A 17891-nucleotide genomic window follows, 5' to 3' on the forward strand; every position below is an offset into this window, starting at 1 on the left:
ACGAAGGGGATATATTCGCTAAGGGTGGGTCATTTTCTTTCCGGCGAACCTGGGTCAATTATATCCCGGCGGTGACAATAGGCAAAAATAATTTTCTTTTCAATTGAAATAATCCTCCTTTATTAACGTCTGTATGACTGCTCTTTGTACATCAGGCTCATGGGCTCTCCCGACCTTTCTTTGAAATCATTGTACCCTATTGTGAAGGGTAGGAATTTATACAAAAAATCATTATGTTATTCGTTACCACTCTCCAGTTATCTGGTCGGACAAGTCATGAAGCAGACAAAGGGCAAGCCCAACCCGCCGATGGTCAACAAGCTGTTTGTAGAGGCGATTGAACAGTGGTAATCCCGGTCATGTTACGCAACCTGAGCCCGATGTTCATGCGGGCTTGTGTTGTTTTCCTTTCGCAAAAAAAATCCCCGCCAGACGCATGGCAGGGATTCAATCCATACTGTAAACGAAATCGACCAAACTGCGATGATCCTTTGGAAGCGGGTAATTTTCAAATACATTGCTTACATTCTTTGTAACCATATCATAATAAAAAAGTCCATATTGGTTATTGACATCCCTTCCTAAAATAAATAGACCTTCCGCATGAGCCCTCGGGTAAAAAGATTTCACTTCCTTAATACCCGGAACATCAAAATCTTCGACCTTTTGACTGTCGATATACAACATTTTTAACGTCCTGGGTTTGGACGAACCCATAAATGGATCATATGTCATTAAGATTCTATTTGAATCAAGCTGCCTGGTCAGTCTGATTTCAAATTGATCCGTATGGTAGATCGGCTGATATTGTCCAAAATCCAAATCCATCAAATACAGAGTTTTTGGTCTAATATGTGTAACTTCCGTAACTTTAGGTGTTCTCATTTCGGAATCGGAAGCAGTAAGACTCAATAACTTCTTCGTCGTATAATTATAGGACAATGAGAAACACCAGGTGTCATCGTCGTCTGGATTTAGATAAGTAAATTCTCTCGTCGTCCGATCAAAAATTGCCGGTTGAGTAACGGTAGCGTATCGCGGTGCAACGTTTGTAATCATTTTGTTATCTACGATAAACAAATCGTTGAAAAGAAACTTGCCAAAGGTTAATTGTTTTCTTTCTTTCGTTATTAGATTATATTCATACAAATTATCAACCTCGTCACCTGTAACGCTATCACTAAAATACACCTTATTGTTCCGAAGATCTGCAAAAGCCACCGGATATCCAGGATCTATAGGAATCCTCAAGATCTCCGACATGTTTTGATCCCGAATCGAATAAAGGTATAACACCAAAGAAACCCCGTCATCATCATTTTTTCCATTATTATAAGCTGTAGCCGTTATATGTAAATATTCCTCTGATTCCCTTTTTGTGTTAACCTCGCGTGTATGATGATTTATAGCCAGGATAGCTAAGATAACAACAGCGATGATGCCGCTAAACGCTATCATTTTCTTTTTCATGTTCAAATAATACTCCTAAGCTAAAGATTTTGAATGATTTCTTTGTTGAAATGGTATACGCCATTACTTCTAAAAATTTTAAAAGAACAGCGTATACCATTTAAAGGATTAAACCCTAACAAACAACAATTGGCATATCGACTCGCGGTTAATAATAGGCTATCTAGGTATGCTCTGATCCGAAAATCTCTTATGGTAATACCTTACATTAGGCACTGAAGTATCTCTTGTATTCCCCGCAACCTTTTGCAAATTGCTTAATCCCCAAATATCGATAATAGCATCAGGCAAAGACCCTACAGATGCCTGATAAAAAGTAAAAACTTTATCTGTATCTAAATTTCTTAAGGTAATATCCTTATTTCCCTTTTTCGAATAATCATACTCCTTATGAGTAGCACAATCATTGTCTTTCAGTTTATTATCTCTATTGCCGATTGAACCCGTAAAATAAGTCGCTCTGCCTGTTCCTAAAAAACTATCGTCACTAGCTTGATACGTCAATACGTTTCGATTATTCTCCCCCCATTTCCACTGAACATCGCCAGCAGCACTGGGAACCGCTTGTCTCGAATTGGCATTAGGATTCAACTCTGAAACTGGCTCATTATGAAGGGAATAACCAGAAGGATCGTTTTCGTCCACATAATAAATGTTGTTTAATTCGCCCGTAACTTCGTCGTAAACTACTTTCATTCCCGGATAGATTTTAGGTGGAGGCGCTTGAATATAATCACCCGCCAAACTCATTTGAAACGCTTTTATTGCCAATTCATTCTCAAGCTCAATCTGCCTGGCCTCTTCTTCTGTGGCATCTTCAGGAACATTCGCAATATGCGGTCCATCCAGGCTTCTGGAAGCCGGTCTAACATCGGAATTGGGATACCCGCCTTTTTTAATGACAATCTGAAGATTATCATCATAAATCAATACTGTGCCGGGCAACATGTATTGCGGTATCGGATTGTCCTCACGAGCAGATGCTTCAAACGAACTCAAAAGTAACGTAGCCGACATGGTAACAACTAATAATGCACGTAACGTTCTTTTCATGAATGATCCCCTTTCTAAAAAATCCGCTCTTACTGCTGTTTGAGTAGATAAATCGGTGAAGTCGCAGCGTCGATTCCAGCAAACGTTCCACCTCACTTCTTTCCTCCATTTTTATGGTTCAAGCAGAATATACTCCCCCTTTCTTCCAATCTGCATTTTCGGAATAGCAGCAATCCTGTGTCAGATCGGTTTTAGTGACTCGGCGGATTTGGGAAATATTAGTTAATTGCATTTTACTGAGGACTGGAATAAGATGTAAACCCAAATTTTACCTTATTGCTATACTTGCATACTATTGAGGCCAGTACGTTGAAAGGCGTTGACCAAACTGCGTGGAGGAGATGTAAATGGCCACTGTATATTCGACAGCAGCGGCCACATTATGATAGGAACAGTAAGGCTGAAACGTGGTTCATCGTGATAGTTGGTTCTGAATAGGAAAAGCGCCCGCTTGTCCACAAACGGGTGGGCGCACCATTTCAAGGGGGAGATGTGTTTGGTAATATATTACAATTATAGTATTGGACATTTTCGCCGATATATGTAAGGAGGCCTGAAAGGAGCGTGTTTTGAGAGTGAATGCTGAACCCATTACCCCCACGTTTTATTTCGCCGTCTCATGGCGCAAAGCGGCAGCCATCCGCCGCGAACTGAACAAGCGATCCATCCCGCGCATGATCACTTCGCTGCCGAGCGGGGAAGTCGCCTTTCTGTTCCCGGACCTTCCGGTACACCTGTACGTACGCGTCCGGCAAATTTTCGGCATGCATGGAGTCCCGCTGTCCATTGTGGAGCCGACCCCGATCGTGCAGGAATAAGGGCCGCGGTCGGCACGCTTTCCGACGCCGGTTGTGCCATTTCCCACGTCACTTGTACCAGGTGAGGCTGCAGCGTGGAGAGCCGGGCGAAACAACCGGAGACGTTTTTCTGGGAATACTCCAAAGTTTTCATCGCCATCCATCCATTTGCTATCGATTCGTATGTACTCATTGATATATCCTATAGACGAAGCACCCGCGTTTCTTGGGGGCCTGCGGCGGCTTAGTACTGCAGATCGAGCCGCCGCTCTTTTTTGCAAAATTCAGCGGGCAGGGATTGTGACCAGCATCTGCCCGAGCAGAAGAGCGTTTTCCATATATTGATTGGAATAATATGCTGGTTGAATATATACTACTCTCTATACTATGATATAGAAAACAACCCATAACCTTGAGTTCTTCTCCCTGACTTGCTTGGTCAGGGACTTTTTTTGTCTTCCCGGGTTTTGGTTTGCCCGGGAAATGTTTTTGTAATTTACATACTATACAGAATTATTTGGATATAATAAAAGAAACGGGCAAGGAGGAGTCGGTATCATGAGCGACATGCAACGGGCGAGGCGTAACACGCTGGGGGATTTGCTGCGCCGCAGCAGGGGCCGTTTTCCGCACAAACCGGCGCTGCGTTTCGAAGAAGAGACACTTACCTACGAACAGTTGGACAAGGTGGTGAATCAGGCGGCAAACGCGCTGCTGGCGGCGGGACTGCGCAAAGGGGAGCGGGCAGCAGTCCTGTCGCGCAACTCCATGGATTTTGCCATCCTCAACTTTGCCCTGGCCAAGGCGGGGGTGGTCATGGTGCCGATCAACTACATGCTGAACACCGAAGACGTGGCGTATATTCTCGGACATGCCGAGGTGAGCGCCTGTTTTGCCTCACCGGAGTATCGGGCGGTGGCGGACGAGGCGATCCGGCTGTCCGGCTGTTCGCCGCTGCTGCGCTGTCTCATCTCCAAACCGGCCGTTCCGACGGGGGCATGGCTGCCGTTTCGCGAATGGATTCAGGACTGCGAGACGACGGAGCCGGAAGTGGATCTGGCGGACGACGACGTTGTTCACATCCTCTACACCAGCGGCACGGAATCAAAGCCAAAAGGCGTCATGCTCACCCATGCAAACGTGATTGCCGAATACGTCAGCACGATCATTGACGGCGGCATGACGGCAGACGACATTGCGGTACACGCGCTGCCGCTGTTTCACAGCGCGCAGCTTCACTGCTTCCTCGGTCCGTACGTGTACCTGGGGGCGAGCGGGATCATTCTGGAACAGGCCGTGCCGGACGTGATGCTGGAGACGGTGGAGACGTTCCGGGCCACCCAGTTGTTCTGCCCGCCGACCGTCTGGATTGCGCTGCTGCGTTCCCCGTCGTTTGCCGAACGGGATCTCTCCTCCCTCAAAAAATGCTATTACGGCGCGGCGATCATGCCGGTGGAAATTCTCAAGGAACTGAACGCGCGGCTGCCCAACGCACGGTTTTACAACTTTTACGGACAGACGGAAGTGGCTCCCCTGGCAACCGTTCTGAAGCCGGAGGACCAACTGCGCAAGGCCGGTTCTGCCGGGAGACCGGCGCTCAACGTGGAAACGAAAATCGTCGACGACAGCGGACGCGAGGTTCCTCCGGGGACGGTGGGGGAAATCGTGCATCGGACGAGTCACGCGATGCTCGGCTACTTCCGCGACGAGGAAAAAACGCGAGAGGCGTTTCGCCAGGGCTGGTTTCACAGCGGCGACCTCGGCATCATGGACGAGGAGGGGTACATCACCGTCGTGGACCGCAAAAAAGACATGATCAAATCCGGCGGGGAAAACGTCGCCAGCCGGGAAGTGGAGGAACTGATCTACCGCCATCCGAAAGTGTCGGAGGCAGCGGTGATTGGCGTCCCGCACCCCTATTGGATCGAAGCGGTCACGGCGGTGGTGGTGCCGAAAGCGGGCGAGACGCTGACCGCGGAGGAAATCCTGGCGTTCTGCCGGGAGCGGCTGTCCTCGTTCAAGGCGCCCAAATACGCGGTTATCACCGACAGCCTGCCGCGCAATCCGAGCGGCAAGATTCTGAAACGGGAGCTGCGTCTCCGTTACCAATCGCTGGCGGCGGAAGATGAAAATCAGGTCGTTCCCTAAGCACGCAGGCAGGGGCAGCCGCGTTTGCGCACATTAAACACCCCGGGCGAGCAGATGCTCGGGGTGTTTTGGGGTGGTGCAGATTGTTTTCCGGATTGACTTCCATTGACTGCCAATGGAAATGTGTGGTATCCTTTCCTTACCGACCGGTAAGTAAGGGGGAGGTCATGACCATTCGAACCGTGGACAAAATCACGAACCTCGCCCGTTCCCTGTTTGCCGAGCGGGGGTACGAGGCGACGGCGATGAACGACATAGCCGAAGGGGTGGGCATCAAAAAGCCTGCCATCTATACGTATTTCGCGGGAAAAGACGAGTTGTTCCTCGCCGTGTTCCGGCAGCTCGCGCAGGAATACCGGGAAAAAATGGACACCCTGTGGGATCGCGTCCGGGGAAAGAGCGTCCAGGAACGCCTGTCCGCCATGTTTGCGGGATACATCCGGGTCTTTGCCGGGCAGCCGGAATCTTCGATGCTGTGGAACCGGGTACTGCTTTATCCCCCTGCCCATCTGAAGGAGCAGCTTTGGGCCGAACTGCTGGAGACGGAGCGGCCGTTTGCCGAACGGCTGCGCCAGACGTTGGCGGACGGGGTGAACGAAGGGATCATCAAGGCGGATGGGCTGCATGAGCTGGAGCTGTCGTTTCGCTCGCTGCGCGAAGGCCTGCTGATGGCCTATCTGATCAATCCCGAACTGGATGCGGCCAAGATCGAACGGGTGTGGCATCATTTCTGGAACGGGATCGGCGGACAAGCGGCAAAACAGGAGGGAGAGGTGTGAGTCGGATGAATACGGGGACCGTGGTGGAATGCAGGGGATCGTTTCGCGAGATCGGGCGCCAGTACGGCGAGGCGTGCAGGGAAAACCTGCGAAGCTCGCTGGACTTCATCTTCCGGGTGCTGACCAACGGGTACCGCACCACAAAGGAAGACGTCATGGCCCAAGCGGAAAAGTACATCCCCAACGTACAGGCGTTTGACCCGGATTATCTCGAGCAGGTGAAAGGGACGGCAGAAGCGGTCGGGTGCGACTGGCGGGAGATGTTCACGCTGCGCTGTATCCTGGAACTGGGGGTGTACTATCAGAAGCTGCGCGGACTGTGCACCTCGTTTGCCGTCGCGGGTGACAGGACGAGGGAGGGAAAGACCGTCCTGGGGCAAAACATCGACTGGTTCCCTCACGTCCCGCTGGACATCGTGAAGATGGAGTACGAGAACGGCGTGCGCGTCCTCTCCGTGTCGCTGGGCGGGTTCGTGGAGTATTCGCTCAATTCGTCCGGGTACGGCATGTCGGCCAATTCGTTGTTTACCGCGCCCGACGGATTCCGCATCCACCTGCCGATTGGCTGCTACCTGCCCAAAGTGATGCGGCAGTCGTCCTTTGAGGAGGCGTTTTCCCTGCTCTGTCAGGCTGCGAGAGGCATCGGGTACTTTCATCTGGCCGACGCGTCGGGCAGGCTGCGCGGGATTGAGAGCGTGTTTGACGGCTATACGGTGATCGAGCCGTCCGGCGGCATGCTGTACCACACCAACTGCTACCTGACGGATTCCTACCAGGGGCAGGACACGGCCGGGACGATTCTGCCAGACAGCTTCGCACGCAAGGAACGGATGGCCGCCCGCTTGGCGGATCTGGCCGGCGAGCTTACGGCGGAGCGGATGATGGACGTCCTGCGGGATCACGACAACGCCCCGACGTCGATCTGCAGGCACGTGGACCCCAATCAGCCCGCCGAGTGGCAGATGACCACGGTAGCCTCTCTGGTCATGGTGCCGGAGGACGGCGTGATGCATGTCGCTTGGGGGAATCCGTGCGAAGCGGCATATCGCACCTATACGGTGTGACAATCGGCACGGTCTTCCTAAATGGGAAAGGAACAGCCCGCTTGACGGACGTGAACAGCCGTCAAACGGGTTTTTTTGTGTCTTGTTCGGCCGTCATGGACAAGCGGCCGCGCTTGGGGCTGGCGAAAAAACGTGTCGACGTCCTCCCGACGGTCTCGCCATCGCCGCCGGGAGGGCTTACGGCTCTACCTTCAACCCTTCCAGCCAATCGGCGTAACAGGTGTCGCAGACGAGTTCGTCGCGTTCCTGCTTGCCCTGGAAGAACGTGATCAGGTGAACGCTGTCCGTTTCATGCTCGCAGTGGCAGCACTTGTAGCTTCCCATGATCTTCCTCCCGTTTCACGTGTTGCTGGCGGACGCCGGCAGGAGCTGTCCGGCTCCTTGCTTATTGTGCCCCAAACAAAAAACCAACTCCCCCGAAAGGGAGCTGGTGATGGTTGGCTGCCGCTACTTCACGGTGGCGACTGTCGGCTTGTCGGCGTGAATGACGTCGAACCGGTAGCCCTGCTGCTTCAAGAATTGAATGACTGCGGGAAGCGATTGGACCGTCGCCGCTTTTGTGGAGGCATCATGCATCAGCACGACGATTTCCCGCTGGTGTTTCACCTGGCTCTTCACATTGGCCAGCGCGCTCTCCGGCGTGTAGTGGTTGCTGCGGGCATCTCCGTTGGTGATGTTCCAGTCGATGAAGACATAGCCGCGTTTGACCGCTTCCGCCTTGATGTCCTGCATGACCGTGTGGCTGTTGTTGTACACGTTTGGATTTTGGTACTTTCTGCTCACCGTGTTGGTGCTGCCGCCCGGGTAGCGGAACACGGTCGGCTTGACGCCCGTGGCGTGTTCGATCAACTGGTTGCCTTTTTCCAGATCGGCAAAGAAGGACGCGATGTCCCTGTAGATCAGGCGGTAATCGTGCGAATAGGTGTGACCGCCGACCACGTGTCCTTCGGCGATGGCCCGTTTCAGCACGGCTTCACGGCCGGGAACATTTTTGCCGACCACGAAAAAGGTGGCTTTCACCTGATGCTGCTTCAGGATGTCCAGCACCTTGTCGGTAACTGGCGAAGGGCCGTCGTCAAAGGTGAGATAGGCCACTTTTTCCTGGGGCTGTTTGCTCTCGGCCGGCTTTGCCCCGGGCACTGCTGCGGAAGGAGCGGACGGTTTGGCCGTCGCCGGCGGTTTCGCCGTCTGCGCAGCGCCGGCTGGCGCCGGTGTGACGGATGCTGCCGGTTTGGCTGCGGGCGGCACAGGTTTTTCCGGCGGGACCGCCGGGTGAATCGCCGGAACCTGTTGATTCGCCGCCGGCTTGGTAACTGCGGGCTGCGGCTTCGAGGCCGGCTCCGAAGCGGGCACAACCGGCTTGCTGCGGATCGGTTCGACCGGCTGGTACGGCTGATCGCCGTAAATGAGAAACGCTTTCCGCTGTTCGCGGAATGCCGCCAGCTCGTCGGCGTACGTGCTTTCGATCGCCTGCGGTGACAATCCCTGCTCCAGGTACTGCCCGATTTTCCCGGTGCCCATTTCCTTGTCAAACACGCTGATCGTCTGGCCGCTCTTCGGCACCGGGAAATGGTTCAACTGGCGGGCGTAGGCGAGGGCGTAGATGCCCGTCTTCGCCGGATTGAACCGGTACGGGTCGGTAATGTGCAGGCGCACCCCGCCGCGCGTTCCCTTGTCTTCCGGCAGGAACACCACCCCGGGAAGCAGGGCCCCGTTCAGCAGGTCGGCATACGCGTGGGAGTCAATGCCTTCGCCGCCGATCCAGGTAAAGTTGTCGGCCGGCGTGATTCCCGTTCCTTCGCCCAGGCCGGTCGCCATGTAGCCGAAAACGGCGGCCAGGTCGGGAATGTGGGGAGAGCTGGGAATCCAGGGAAGCCCGGTATCCTGGAACAGCATCTGGCGGGTGTACCCCTGCATGGGAATGACGGTCAGATCGACGCCGATGCTGCGGTTGAAGAATCGGGCCAATTCACCGATGGTCATGCCGTGCGCCAGCGGCAGGGTGTCGACCCCGATGAACGAACGGTACGGTGCCTCCAGCACGGGACCATCCACGATGGTGCCGCCGACCGGGTTGGGCCGGTCCAGCACGACGACCGGTTTGCCGAACTGTTTGGCCGCGGTCATGCAGGCGTGGAGCGTGGAGATGTAGGGAGAGGTCCGGGAACCGATGTCCTGCAGGTCGACGAGCAGCACGTCAATGTTCGCCAGCATCTCCTTGGTGGGCATGGGTGCGGAGCCGTTCAGGCCGTACACCGGGATGCCGTAGACGGGATGCGTGTAAGAGGCGGTGTGTTGGCCCGCAGGCGTTTTTCCATCCAGCCCGTGTTCGGGGGCGTACAGCGCGGTCAGCGTGACGGTACGGTCGCGCCGCAGCATGTCGATCGTGCTGATCCCCTGGCTGTTGACGCCGGTCTGGTTGGTGACAAGGCCCACCTTTTTGCCTTCAATCACGTGGTGGAATTGATTGAACAGCACGTCGCTTCCCAATTGAATGACAGACGTGTTGGCGGAACTGCCGCCGGGAGGAATGATGGTGAGAATGAGTGCAAGGATGAGTAAAGGGAGCAGTTTTTTCATGGATCTTCGGCCTCTTTCGCGATGAAATGTCGTCGTTGTAAGTCCATTGTAACGGTTTTGCGGAAGTAATTGGTTGCATTTTTGCAACAATTTGAAAATGGGTATTTGGGCGGAGGAAAAAGGTCGGAAGTGCGCTGCGGTTCCCAGCCTGCCGAGTGTCTGGCTGCCTGCTGTCCCGTACGCGTGCGTCCATTTATTTGACGCCGCATCTCGTCGAAACGTTGCGCGTCTCCCTTCAAAACTTGCAGATGGACAGGCGTCGGCGTCGAAACGTTCCGAAGCGGAGCGGCAGGTGTAAGAAAAGCTCGGCTTCGTGTGCCCGGCTGCCCTGCAGTGGCATTTGGAAAAGGGAAGATAAGGAACGCTCCTGCGGAGTAAGAACACCTCCCAGACAACACACTAGGGTGTAAGGAGGTGTTTTTGCGTGAAGCGAGTGGGAGTGCTGTGCGCGGCCCTATGGTTGGCCGCGGGAATTGCCGGCTGTACGCCGAACAAGCAGCAGGGGACGGAAGACTACGCTGGCAAGCCGGCGCGGTTTGACCCGTACGGCATCAACCTGAAAAATGACAACGTCGGACGGGACAAGGGACCGGCGGCGATGATCTACCAAAAGAACATCCACAACCGCGAGCCCCATCTGATCGCCCTGCTGGAACGCCGCGCGGAACGGATACCCGGCGTGCGGGACATCAAGGTGCTGGCGTACAAGGACAATCTGCTGATTGGCGTGCTGACGGCCGATACGCCCAAGCCGGACCAGATTGACCCGACCCCGTCGATTCCCTTTACGCCGAACAAGCCGACCCGGATCGACAATGGTCATACCGACCATATCCAGCAGCGGGTGGTGAGGGAGATGCGCAGCCGCCTGCAGGCGGAGACCCGTTACAACGTCATGTTCGTCTCCACCAACAAGGCCATCTACCAGCGAATCGCCGACCTGCACGAGCGGATCTCGCGCGGGGGGACGGCGAGGGAAGAGGAGTTCCAGACACTGTTGAACGATATCGGCTACACGACAAAAGGCTTTGACCTCGTCCATTGACGGTCCGGCAGTCGGGCTGTACGGCTGACGGCGCGCGGGCCCGTGCAGCAGGAGACCGGTACCATGACGCGCGCAGTCCGGGTCGGCTTTCCTCATCAGGGAGGCGTTGTGTGCGCAGTCCGGGGCGGCTGTCCTCATCGGGGAGGCGCTGTGCTCGCAGGCCGGGGACGATGTTGACATACGGCGCAGGGAAAGGACCGCCTGACGGGCGGTCTGCCTTTTTTCGGGGGCTTGACGAAAAAAGGAAAAAGGCGTACACTCATTTTTGTACTGACCGGTCAGTTCAGAAATCTCACTAAGGAGGATGGGGAGGGATGGCCCGATCCAAGAAAGATCAGATCGCACAGGGAGCGCTGAAGGCTTTTGCCCAGTACGGGTACAGCGACACCACGATGGATGCGATTGCCGAGGTGGCGCAGGTGGCCAAAGGCACGCTGTACTACCACTTTTCCACCAAGGAGGAACTGTTTCTGTACGTGATTGAAAGAGGAGTGAAGATGCTGATCGATTCCGTGGACAGCGTGATGAAACGCGGCCATGTGCCGCTGGATCAGCGCATGATTGGCGTATTGGATGAGCATCTTCGCTTCTTTTCCGAACACCGGGAACTGTGTCTTCTCCTCCTGAGCTTTTTCACCGGCGACGAGCAGCGGGATCAGATGATCGGCAAGCTGCTGGCCGGGTATTTCAGCACGATGGAAAAATACTGGACCGAACTGAAGCAGGCCGGGTATGTCGCCGAGGAGGCGGACGTGTGGACGCTGGTATCCGCCCTGTTCGGCATGGCCGGCATTACCGTGCTGCGCAAGCACTTCCGCAAGGAGCGGGCGACGGAAGCGGACGAGCGGACGCTGCGCCTGCTTTTGGCCGGCGTGCTGCGCGGTGAGCCTCAGAACTGACGAAATCACAGGCGTTCGCAGGTAACAGACAAATCGGAAGGAGAGGAGAACGAACATGAACAAACGCGCATGGATCGGAATCGCCGGGTTCTTGACCGGCATTGTCGTGCTGGGGACGTATTTGCTGGGACCGGGAGCGGTCAACGTGGCGGGACAGCGTGGAACGCAGTTGACCGGCGTGGTCGAGGGGACCGAGGTGGATCTGTCGTTTAAGATGGGCGGCTCGATTGCCGAGATCGCCGTAAAGGAAGGCGACGAGGTAAAAGCGGGGCAGTTGGTGGCCACGCTGAACAGCGACGAACTGCTGGCGAAACGGGAACAGGCGGAGGCCGCCTATCGCCTGGCGCTGGTCCGTCTGGAACAGGCGAAAAAAGGCGTGGCGATCACCGACAGCACCGTAAGCGCGCAGGTGGAACAGGCGAAAGCGGCAGTGGACGCGGCCAAAGCGCAGTACGAGGCCAGCAAGAACGGGGCGCGCTCCGAAGAAGTGGCCCAGTTGAAGGCGAAGCTGCAGGCCGCCCAGACCGCCAAGGACATCGCCGCCACCCAGTTGGAGCGGATGAAAAAGCTGTTTGCCGACGGAGCCGTTCCGCAGGCGAAAGTGGAAGAGGCGCAGATGCAGTACGAACAAGCGGAGGCCGAACTGAAAGCGACAAACGAACAGCTCAAGATGGCCCAGTCCGGAGCGCGCCAGGAGCAGCTGGAAGCGGCCAAGGCGCAGTGGGAGCAGGCAAAAGCCGCTTACGACCAAGCGGTGGCGTCGCGCGGACAGGTGGGTGTGAAACAGCTTGACGTTAGATCGGCGGAAGCGGGCGTTCAGCAGGCCAAAGGGGCGCTCGACGAGATTGACGCGTACCTGAAAAACACCAAGCTGACCGCGCCGGTGGACGGCATCGTCAAGTCGGTCGCCGTGCAAAAAGGGGAGCTGGTGGCGCAGGGCTATACGGTTGTGACGCTGCAGGCGAAAACGGACAACTACGTGAAGTTTTACGTGGACGAATACGCGCTGTCCACGGTAAAGGTGGGCGACAAGGCGGCCCTGCACGTGCCGGCGCTGAACCGCGACGTGGAGGCGAAGATCGTCAGCGTAGCGCCCGCAGCCGATTTTGCCGTGAAGAAAGCGACCCAGGAACTGGGCGACAGGGACATCCGCTCCTTCCAGGTCAAAATGACGGTGACCGATCCCGAACTGCGTCCGGGCTTGACGGTCGAGTGGAACGTCGAAGGGGCTGGTGTCGGTGAGTAACTTCTCCCGCCTGCTCCTTCAGGAGTGGCGCAACATCTATACGAACAAGACGATCCGCCTGGTGCTGTTCGTGGTGCCGCTTCTGTACATGACCCTGTTCGGGTTTTTGTACAGCCAAAAAAAGGTGATGGAGATTCCCACCGTGCTGGTGGACGCGGACCAGTCGGAACTGAGCCGCGAGCTGTACCGCGCCTTTGAGGTGGACCAGACCTTCCGCATCACCCACATCGTCGGCACGGAAGCGGAGGCGATGAACCTGATCGACCGGGGACAGGCGCACATGGCCGTGATCATTCCCGCCGATCTGGAGAAAGACGTGAAGGCGGGGCGGGAGGCCGAAGTGCTGACCGTCATCGACGGCAGCAACATGCTGATTTCCAACACCGCGGTCCGGGCCGCCAACACCGTGATCAAGACGGTCTCGGCCGGCGTCACGCTGAAGAAGCTGGAGGCCCAGGGCGGCTGGGGAGAAGAAGGGAAAAACCTGTTCACGGGGATCGACTACCGCTACCGTGTATTGTACAACCCGACGTTCAGCTACCTGACGTTCATGGTCTTCGGTCTGGCCGGAACGGTGCTGCAGCAGGTGCTGTTTTTGGGCGTAGCCCTCTCCGTCGCCCAGCAGAAAGAAGCGGGGACATGGTCGTCCACCCTGAGGGAAAACGGTTTCTGGACGATTGCCTTGAGCAAGCTGCTGCCTTATCTGCTGGTGGCCACCTTTAATCTGATGCTGACATTTGTTTTATTGTTAAAGGGATTTGAGATCCCGTACCACGGCAGCACGGCCCATCTGCTGATCGTGGGCACCGCCTTTAACCTCGCCGTGCTGGCGATCGGATTCGCCATCTCGTTCTGGTCCAAGGACCAACTGCAGGCCACCCAGATCGCCATGCTGATCGCGGTGCCGTCGTTCATGCTGTCGGGGTACACCTGGCCGCTGATGTCCATGCCCGCGGCCGTTGCGGCCATTGGCAAGTCGCTGCCGCTCACGTATTTCCTCAACGGCGTCCGGGAAATCCTGAACAAGGGACACGACCTGTCCTACCTGACACACGATCTGGCGGTCCTGGCGTTCATGGCGCTGCTCGGCCTCTTTGCGGCGTACGTCGCCTACCAGTTCCAGACGCGGAAAGCGGCCCTTCCCGAGGCGGAGTCGACAAGCGCATAGCAGGATATGGTGAAAAGAAATTCTTGTGTTGTAAAGAACCTATCCTTTATACTATTCAGAAAAGGGCGGATTCTTTCAACGCGAGGGGGACACTATGTCAGCGACTCATCTGAAGCAATTGTGCGAAGACACGTACACGAAGTTGAAGAAGGTAAGCATGGAGCTGGAGCGCTTTCTGAACCAAGTGACACTGGCGGGGCTTGTGGCCCAATCCGGCGATCCGGAGGAGTACGAGGCTTACTACCGCGACTATCTCTCCGACTTGCGGCACCTGCTGGTCTACTGCGAAAATGCATACGAGCGGCTGGGTGTGGCGCTCCGGCGAGCCAAATTCAAAGAGGAGTTTGCCGAAGAGGTTCTGTACCAGGTGTATCACTCCTGTGTGAACAACTTCTACTACCCCAAGGGGGAAGTGTACGACGAAGACGGACGTTATTCGTACACCGGTCATGACGCAATTATTTTCCGCAAAGAGGTAACCCCTGAGCTCAAACAACTGACCATTTCCCTGTCCAAGGTGTTTGAGCAGCTGCGTGACGATCTGCAGTACTACGAAACGGACTACATCACAAAGAAACGGATGCAAAAAGCGTAAATCGAGAACAGCCCTCCGAGGCAGACAGGCACGATCGGACCGTGCCGCTGCCGGGAGGGCTTTTTTGCGCAGTTGTCTGATCGATGCTTACACCCCAACGGGCTGCCGGATGCGGCGAACCAGCGCCTCCACCTCGTCCAGCATGGCGGCCCGTTCCGCTTCGCTCACGTACGGAACGGCGGCAAAGTTGCGGTAGGTCACGTCATAGCCGATCAGCTTCAGCGTCCCGTCCACAATCTGCTTGCGGATCACCTCGTCAAACCCGTCGGCGCGCATCTCCTGTTCCGACTGGCGGGTGGTGGTAAAGACGAGCGCCTGCTTTCCGCTCAGCATGCCGACCGGTCCGTCATCGCCGTAGCGGAACGCGAACCCGTCCGTAAAGACGCGGTCCAGGTACCCTTTCAGGATGGCGGGCGGTGACCACCACCAGACCGGGTAGATCATGACCAGCAGGTCGGCGTCGGTGACCAGTACCTGCTCCTCTTCCACATCGGCCTGGGCCCGGCCTTGACTGGCCAGGCACATGTCCTCCCCGTCAAAGACCGGCTGAAACCCGATCCGGTACAGGTCGCGGACAACGGGACGGATGCCGGCCGCTTCACATGCGGTGACGACGTGCTGCAAGATTTGGTGGGCAAAGCTGGTGTTTCCTTCGTGGGCAAAAACGATGCACGCTTTCATCGAACCCCTCCTGTTGCGGAATCACTCGTTCTTACAGTCCAAAGCGAAGACGGAGCAAAAACTTGTGCAGCAGTTCGCCGATGGTCTCCGGCTGCTTCACCTGGCCTGTGGCTGCCGGTTGAACCTGCCTGAGCGCCGCATTCACGTCGATCATGCCGAACCCGTACAGCTTGTCCTTGCCGGGAGGGCCCAAATCGACCGAGGACTGGCGAATAATCTGCATGACCTCCGTGTTTTTCAGGTGGGGACTGACGGAGCGGATGAGCGAAGCCAGCGCCGCTACGTGTGGACACGCCATGGAGGTTCCGGACAGGGCGGCGTAATCGCTGTGAATGTAGGTGCTGGGGATGTCGACGCCGGGCGCGGCCACATCCACATAGTCCCCGAAGTTGGAAAAATCGGCCCGCTGTCTGTTGTGGTCGACGGCGGCGACGGACATGACCTCCTCGTAGGCGGCCGGATAGCTGGGCTGGTTGGTCGCGTCGTTGCCGGATGCGGCCACCAGCACCACGTTGTGGTCAAACGCGTAGCGGCATGCTTCCTTCAAGGCGGCCGACGAAGTGTAGTTGCCCACGCTCAGATTGATCACGTCGGCGCCGTGGTCGGTCGCCCAGTAAATCCCTTGGGCGATGTCAAATGCGGAGCCGGCCCCGTCTGCACCGATCGCCTTGATCGGCATCAGCTTGCCGTTCCAGGACATGCCGGCGATGCCGTCGGCGTTGTTGGTCTTGGCGGCGATCACCCCGGCGACGTGGGTGCCGTGACCGTTGTCGTCCTGGGGGACGTTGTTGTTTTCCAGCACGTTGTAGCCGTCCACCAGTTTGCCGGCAAATTCCGGGTGGCGCAAATCAATGCCCGTGTCGACGACCGCCACCACGACGTCGCTGGAGCCCCGGCTGATGTCCCAGCTTTGTTCCATGCCGATCAGGGGGAGGTTCCATTGGTACTCGCGGTAATAGGGGTCGTTGGGCCGGCGGTTGGGCAGCAGCAGGTAGTTGGGTTCCGCGTAGACGGAATCGGGATGCTCCGCCAGTTTTTTCATCAACTGCCGGGTGGTCAAACTGCGCGACTTGATGATCATCGCCTGCCCATAATCCCGCTTGATCCGGCCGTCCACCGAGGCCAGCAGCTTCTGGATGGCGGCTTGATCGGGGCGGGGAGAAAAGCGAACCACGACCTCATGCTCCACATAGTGGCTGCGGTCGCGCGTATTGTGGCGCAGGGTTTTGATGTGGGCGCTCTTTTCCAGCCCGCGCCGCGTGTCTTTTACCTGCTCGATGTAGTTGATCCGCGGAATGTTCGCCGAAAGCGAAGTAACCTGGGGGTGAGGTTCGCGCATTTCCTGCTGCTGATGCCAGCGAAGCGGGATCATGGCCAGCCCGACCAGAGCGATCGCTGCGATAATCGGGGGTAAGACTCGCACAAAAAACTCACTCCCTCCATGCTGTATAGAAATAGCGTGCGCACGGAGGGAGCGATTATGACGGAAAAAGCTGACAGGCTTCCTCGTCTTAGTATTCCTCGTCTTCTAGATCAGGCCGAGCTGCCGCAGCCCGTACTGGATGCCCGCTTCATTGACGTGGCGGGTCACCATGTTGGCCAGCGGCTTCAACTGCTCGTGAGCGTTGCCCATCGCCACGCCCATGCCGACGTAGGCGAGCATTTCCCTGTCGTTCAAGCCGTCGCCGAACGCCACGGCCTCTTCCGGTTTGAGTCCGTAATGGCGCAGCACCGCTTCAATGCCGCGCGCCTTGGAGCCGTTGGGGGGCAGCACGTCGAGTACGACGCGGTGCCAGCGGACGAACGACACGTCGTCACGAAACCGGGTGGAGTAGAGGTGTTCCTCCTGTTCGCTGCAGTAGAGAAACGCCTGGTAGATGGAAGTATCCTCCCAGAAGCGCTGACGACAGACGGGGGGCGCCAGGCGCAGGGAATGAAATGACTCGATTACGTGCGGATGATCGGCGGTGTTGGCATAACAGGAATTGGCGCTGAGGAATACCATCGGGTGGCCGTTGGCGCGGGCCGTCGCTTCCAGGTCGGCCAGCGTTTCTTTGGCCAGCGGCGTCTCGCGGATCAGCCGTCCTTCCACGACCACGTACGAGCCGTTGAACCCGACATAGGTGTCGATCCCCAGTTCCTCGGCAACCGGCAGCAGATGGTACGGAGCGCGGCCTGTGGCGATTGCGACCCGGACGCCGTTTTCCTTCAACTGCCGGACAGCCCTCCGCGTCTCTTCGGGGATGGCATGATCGGTATTCAGCAGCGTCCCGTCAATGTCAAAAAACACAATTTTGTATGACATGATCTCTCCCTCTCCACAAACAGGAAAAAGGGAATGCCGGCGGGGACATCCCTTTTTTTCT

Annotated in this window: 17 protein-coding genes; 10 read left to right on the forward strand and 7 right to left on the reverse strand. The window is 56.4% G+C overall.

Translation table 11 applies throughout. From position 1 onward, the window contains the following. Window positions 1-159: 159 nt before the first annotated feature. Window positions 160-351, forward strand: a complete 192-nt coding sequence (locus tag FOI68_RS24200; protein WP_370512096.1) for a hypothetical protein — start codon at window positions 160-162, stop codon at window positions 349-351. A gap of 96 nt (window positions 352-447) precedes the next feature. Here FOI68_RS24200 and FOI68_RS00010 read toward each other — a convergent pair whose 3' ends face one another. Together FOI68_RS00010 and FOI68_RS00015 are read right to left on the reverse strand one after the other, a co-directional pair. Then, window positions 448-1470, reverse strand: coding sequence for a hypothetical protein (locus FOI68_RS00010; protein ID WP_044900290.1), 1023 nt, complete (start codon window positions 1468-1470; stop codon window positions 448-450). A gap of 159 nt (window positions 1471-1629) precedes the next feature. Beyond that, window positions 1630-2523, reverse strand: coding sequence for a hypothetical protein (locus tag FOI68_RS00015; protein ID WP_143862001.1), 894 nt, complete (start codon window positions 2521-2523; stop codon window positions 1630-1632). 575 nt (window positions 2524-3098) lie between these two features. Between FOI68_RS00015 and FOI68_RS00020 the strand changes: the two genes are divergently transcribed. The 4 genes from FOI68_RS00020 to FOI68_RS00035 all read left to right on the forward strand — a co-directional run bounded on the left by FOI68_RS00020 (window position 3099) and on the right by FOI68_RS00035 (window position 7311). Continuing rightward, window positions 3099-3341, forward strand: coding sequence for a hypothetical protein (locus tag FOI68_RS00020; protein ID WP_035289631.1), 243 nt, complete (start codon window positions 3099-3101; stop codon window positions 3339-3341). Window positions 3342-3878: 537 nt separating this feature from the next. Then, window positions 3879-5468 (forward strand): acyl-CoA synthetase, encoded by a 1590-nt coding sequence (locus tag FOI68_RS00025; protein WP_143862002.1) that lies wholly within the window; start codon window positions 3879-3881, stop codon window positions 5466-5468. Window positions 5469-5635: 167 nt separating this feature from the next. Beyond that, the gene (locus FOI68_RS00030) at window positions 5636-6247 is read left to right on the forward strand and encodes a TetR/AcrR family transcriptional regulator (protein ID WP_035298209.1); all 612 of its coding nucleotides are present in this window, start codon (window positions 5636-5638) and stop codon (window positions 6245-6247) included. Window positions 6248-6252: 5 nt separating this feature from the next. After that, window positions 6253-7311, forward strand: a complete 1059-nt coding sequence (locus FOI68_RS00035; RefSeq protein WP_255433323.1) for a C45 family autoproteolytic acyltransferase/hydrolase — start codon at window positions 6253-6255, stop codon at window positions 7309-7311. A gap of 177 nt (window positions 7312-7488) precedes the next feature. Here FOI68_RS00035 and FOI68_RS23210 read toward each other — a convergent pair whose 3' ends face one another. Continuing rightward, window positions 7489-7635 (reverse strand): hypothetical protein, encoded by a 147-nt coding sequence (locus tag FOI68_RS23210; RefSeq protein WP_162836752.1) that lies wholly within the window; start codon window positions 7633-7635, stop codon window positions 7489-7491. Window positions 7636-7758: 123 nt separating this feature from the next. Further along, window positions 7759-9891, reverse strand: a complete 2133-nt coding sequence (locus FOI68_RS00040) for an exo-beta-N-acetylmuramidase NamZ domain-containing protein (RefSeq protein ID WP_143862003.1) — start codon at window positions 9889-9891, stop codon at window positions 7759-7761. A gap of 424 nt (window positions 9892-10315) precedes the next feature. Between FOI68_RS00040 and FOI68_RS00045 the strand changes: the two genes are divergently transcribed. The 5 genes from FOI68_RS00045 (at window position 10316) to FOI68_RS00065 (ending at window position 14844) form a co-directional block, all read left to right on the forward strand. After that, entirely contained in the window at window positions 10316-10936 is a 621-nt protein-coding gene (locus tag FOI68_RS00045; RefSeq protein ID WP_044900296.1) for a YhcN/YlaJ family sporulation lipoprotein, read from the forward strand. Between the two features lie 314 nt (window positions 10937-11250). Beyond that, complete coding sequence (locus FOI68_RS00050) at window positions 11251-11835, forward strand: TetR/AcrR family transcriptional regulator (protein WP_044900297.1); 585 nt, start codon at window positions 11251-11253, stop codon at window positions 11833-11835. 55 nt (window positions 11836-11890) lie between these two features. Next, a complete protein-coding gene (locus FOI68_RS00055) occupies window positions 11891-13081 on the forward strand; it encodes an HlyD family secretion protein (protein ID WP_143862004.1) in 1191 nt (396 codons plus the stop codon). Then, window positions 13074-14249: an ABC transporter permease gene (locus FOI68_RS00060; protein ID WP_029099254.1), complete on the forward strand. Its 1176-nt coding sequence runs from the start codon at window positions 13074-13076 to the stop codon at window positions 14247-14249. Before FOI68_RS00055 ends, FOI68_RS00060 begins: the two co-directional genes overlap by 8 nt. Window positions 14250-14343: 94 nt before the next feature. Continuing rightward, a complete protein-coding gene (locus FOI68_RS00065; protein WP_143862005.1) occupies window positions 14344-14844 on the forward strand; it encodes a DUF3907 family protein in 501 nt (166 codons plus the stop codon). Window positions 14845-14931: 87 nt separating this feature from the next. Here FOI68_RS00065 and FOI68_RS00070 read toward each other — a convergent pair whose 3' ends face one another. From FOI68_RS00070 to FOI68_RS00080, 3 genes are all read right to left on the reverse strand, one after another. Continuing rightward, window positions 14932-15525 (reverse strand): NAD(P)H-dependent oxidoreductase, encoded by a 594-nt coding sequence (locus FOI68_RS00070; protein WP_143862006.1) that lies wholly within the window; start codon window positions 15523-15525, stop codon window positions 14932-14934. A gap of 31 nt (window positions 15526-15556) precedes the next feature. Continuing rightward, window positions 15557-16948: a S8 family peptidase gene (locus FOI68_RS00075; RefSeq protein ID WP_044900300.1), complete on the reverse strand. Its 1392-nt coding sequence runs from the start codon at window positions 16946-16948 to the stop codon at window positions 15557-15559. A gap of 105 nt (window positions 16949-17053) precedes the next feature. Then, entirely contained in the window at window positions 17054-17830 is a 777-nt protein-coding gene (locus tag FOI68_RS00080) for a Cof-type HAD-IIB family hydrolase (protein WP_143862007.1), read from the reverse strand. Between the last annotated feature and the right edge of the window lie 61 nt (window positions 17831-17891).

The sequence above is a fragment of the Brevibacillus sp. LEMMJ03 genome (genome assembly GCF_007197875.1).
Classification (GTDB): Bacteria; Bacillota; Bacilli; order Brevibacillales; family Brevibacillaceae; genus Brevibacillus; species Brevibacillus thermoruber.

Coding starts and splice junctions, on each gene's coding strand:
- FOI68_RS24200 (WP_370512096.1), top strand. CDS start 160: ATGGGCTCTCCCGACCTTTCTTTGAAATCATTGTACCCTATTGTGAAG.
- FOI68_RS00010 (WP_044900290.1), bottom strand. CDS start 1,470: ATGAAAAAGAAAATGATAGCGTTTAGCGGCATCATCGCTGTTGTTATC.
- FOI68_RS00015 (WP_143862001.1), bottom strand. CDS start 2,523: ATGAAAAGAACGTTACGTGCATTATTAGTTGTTACCATGTCGGCTACG.
- FOI68_RS00025 (WP_143862002.1), top strand. CDS start 3,879: ATGAGCGACATGCAACGGGCGAGGCGTAACACGCTGGGGGATTTGCTG.
- FOI68_RS00030 (WP_035298209.1), top strand. CDS start 5,636: ATGACCATTCGAACCGTGGACAAAATCACGAACCTCGCCCGTTCCCTG.
- FOI68_RS00035 (WP_255433323.1), top strand. CDS start 6,253: ATGAATACGGGGACCGTGGTGGAATGCAGGGGATCGTTTCGCGAGATC.
- FOI68_RS23210 (WP_162836752.1), bottom strand. CDS start 7,635: ATGGGAAGCTACAAGTGCTGCCACTGCGAGCATGAAACGGACAGCGTT.
- FOI68_RS00040 (WP_143862003.1), bottom strand. CDS start 9,891: ATGAAAAAACTGCTCCCTTTACTCATCCTTGCACTCATTCTCACCATC.
- FOI68_RS00050 (WP_044900297.1), top strand. CDS start 11,251: ATGGCCCGATCCAAGAAAGATCAGATCGCACAGGGAGCGCTGAAGGCT.
- FOI68_RS00055 (WP_143862004.1), top strand. CDS start 11,891: ATGAACAAACGCGCATGGATCGGAATCGCCGGGTTCTTGACCGGCATT.
- FOI68_RS00065 (WP_143862005.1), top strand. CDS start 14,344: ATGTCAGCGACTCATCTGAAGCAATTGTGCGAAGACACGTACACGAAG.
- FOI68_RS00070 (WP_143862006.1), bottom strand. CDS start 15,525: ATGAAAGCGTGCATCGTTTTTGCCCACGAAGGAAACACCAGCTTTGCC.
- FOI68_RS00080 (WP_143862007.1), bottom strand. CDS start 17,830: ATGTCATACAAAATTGTGTTTTTTGACATTGACGGGACGCTGCTGAAT.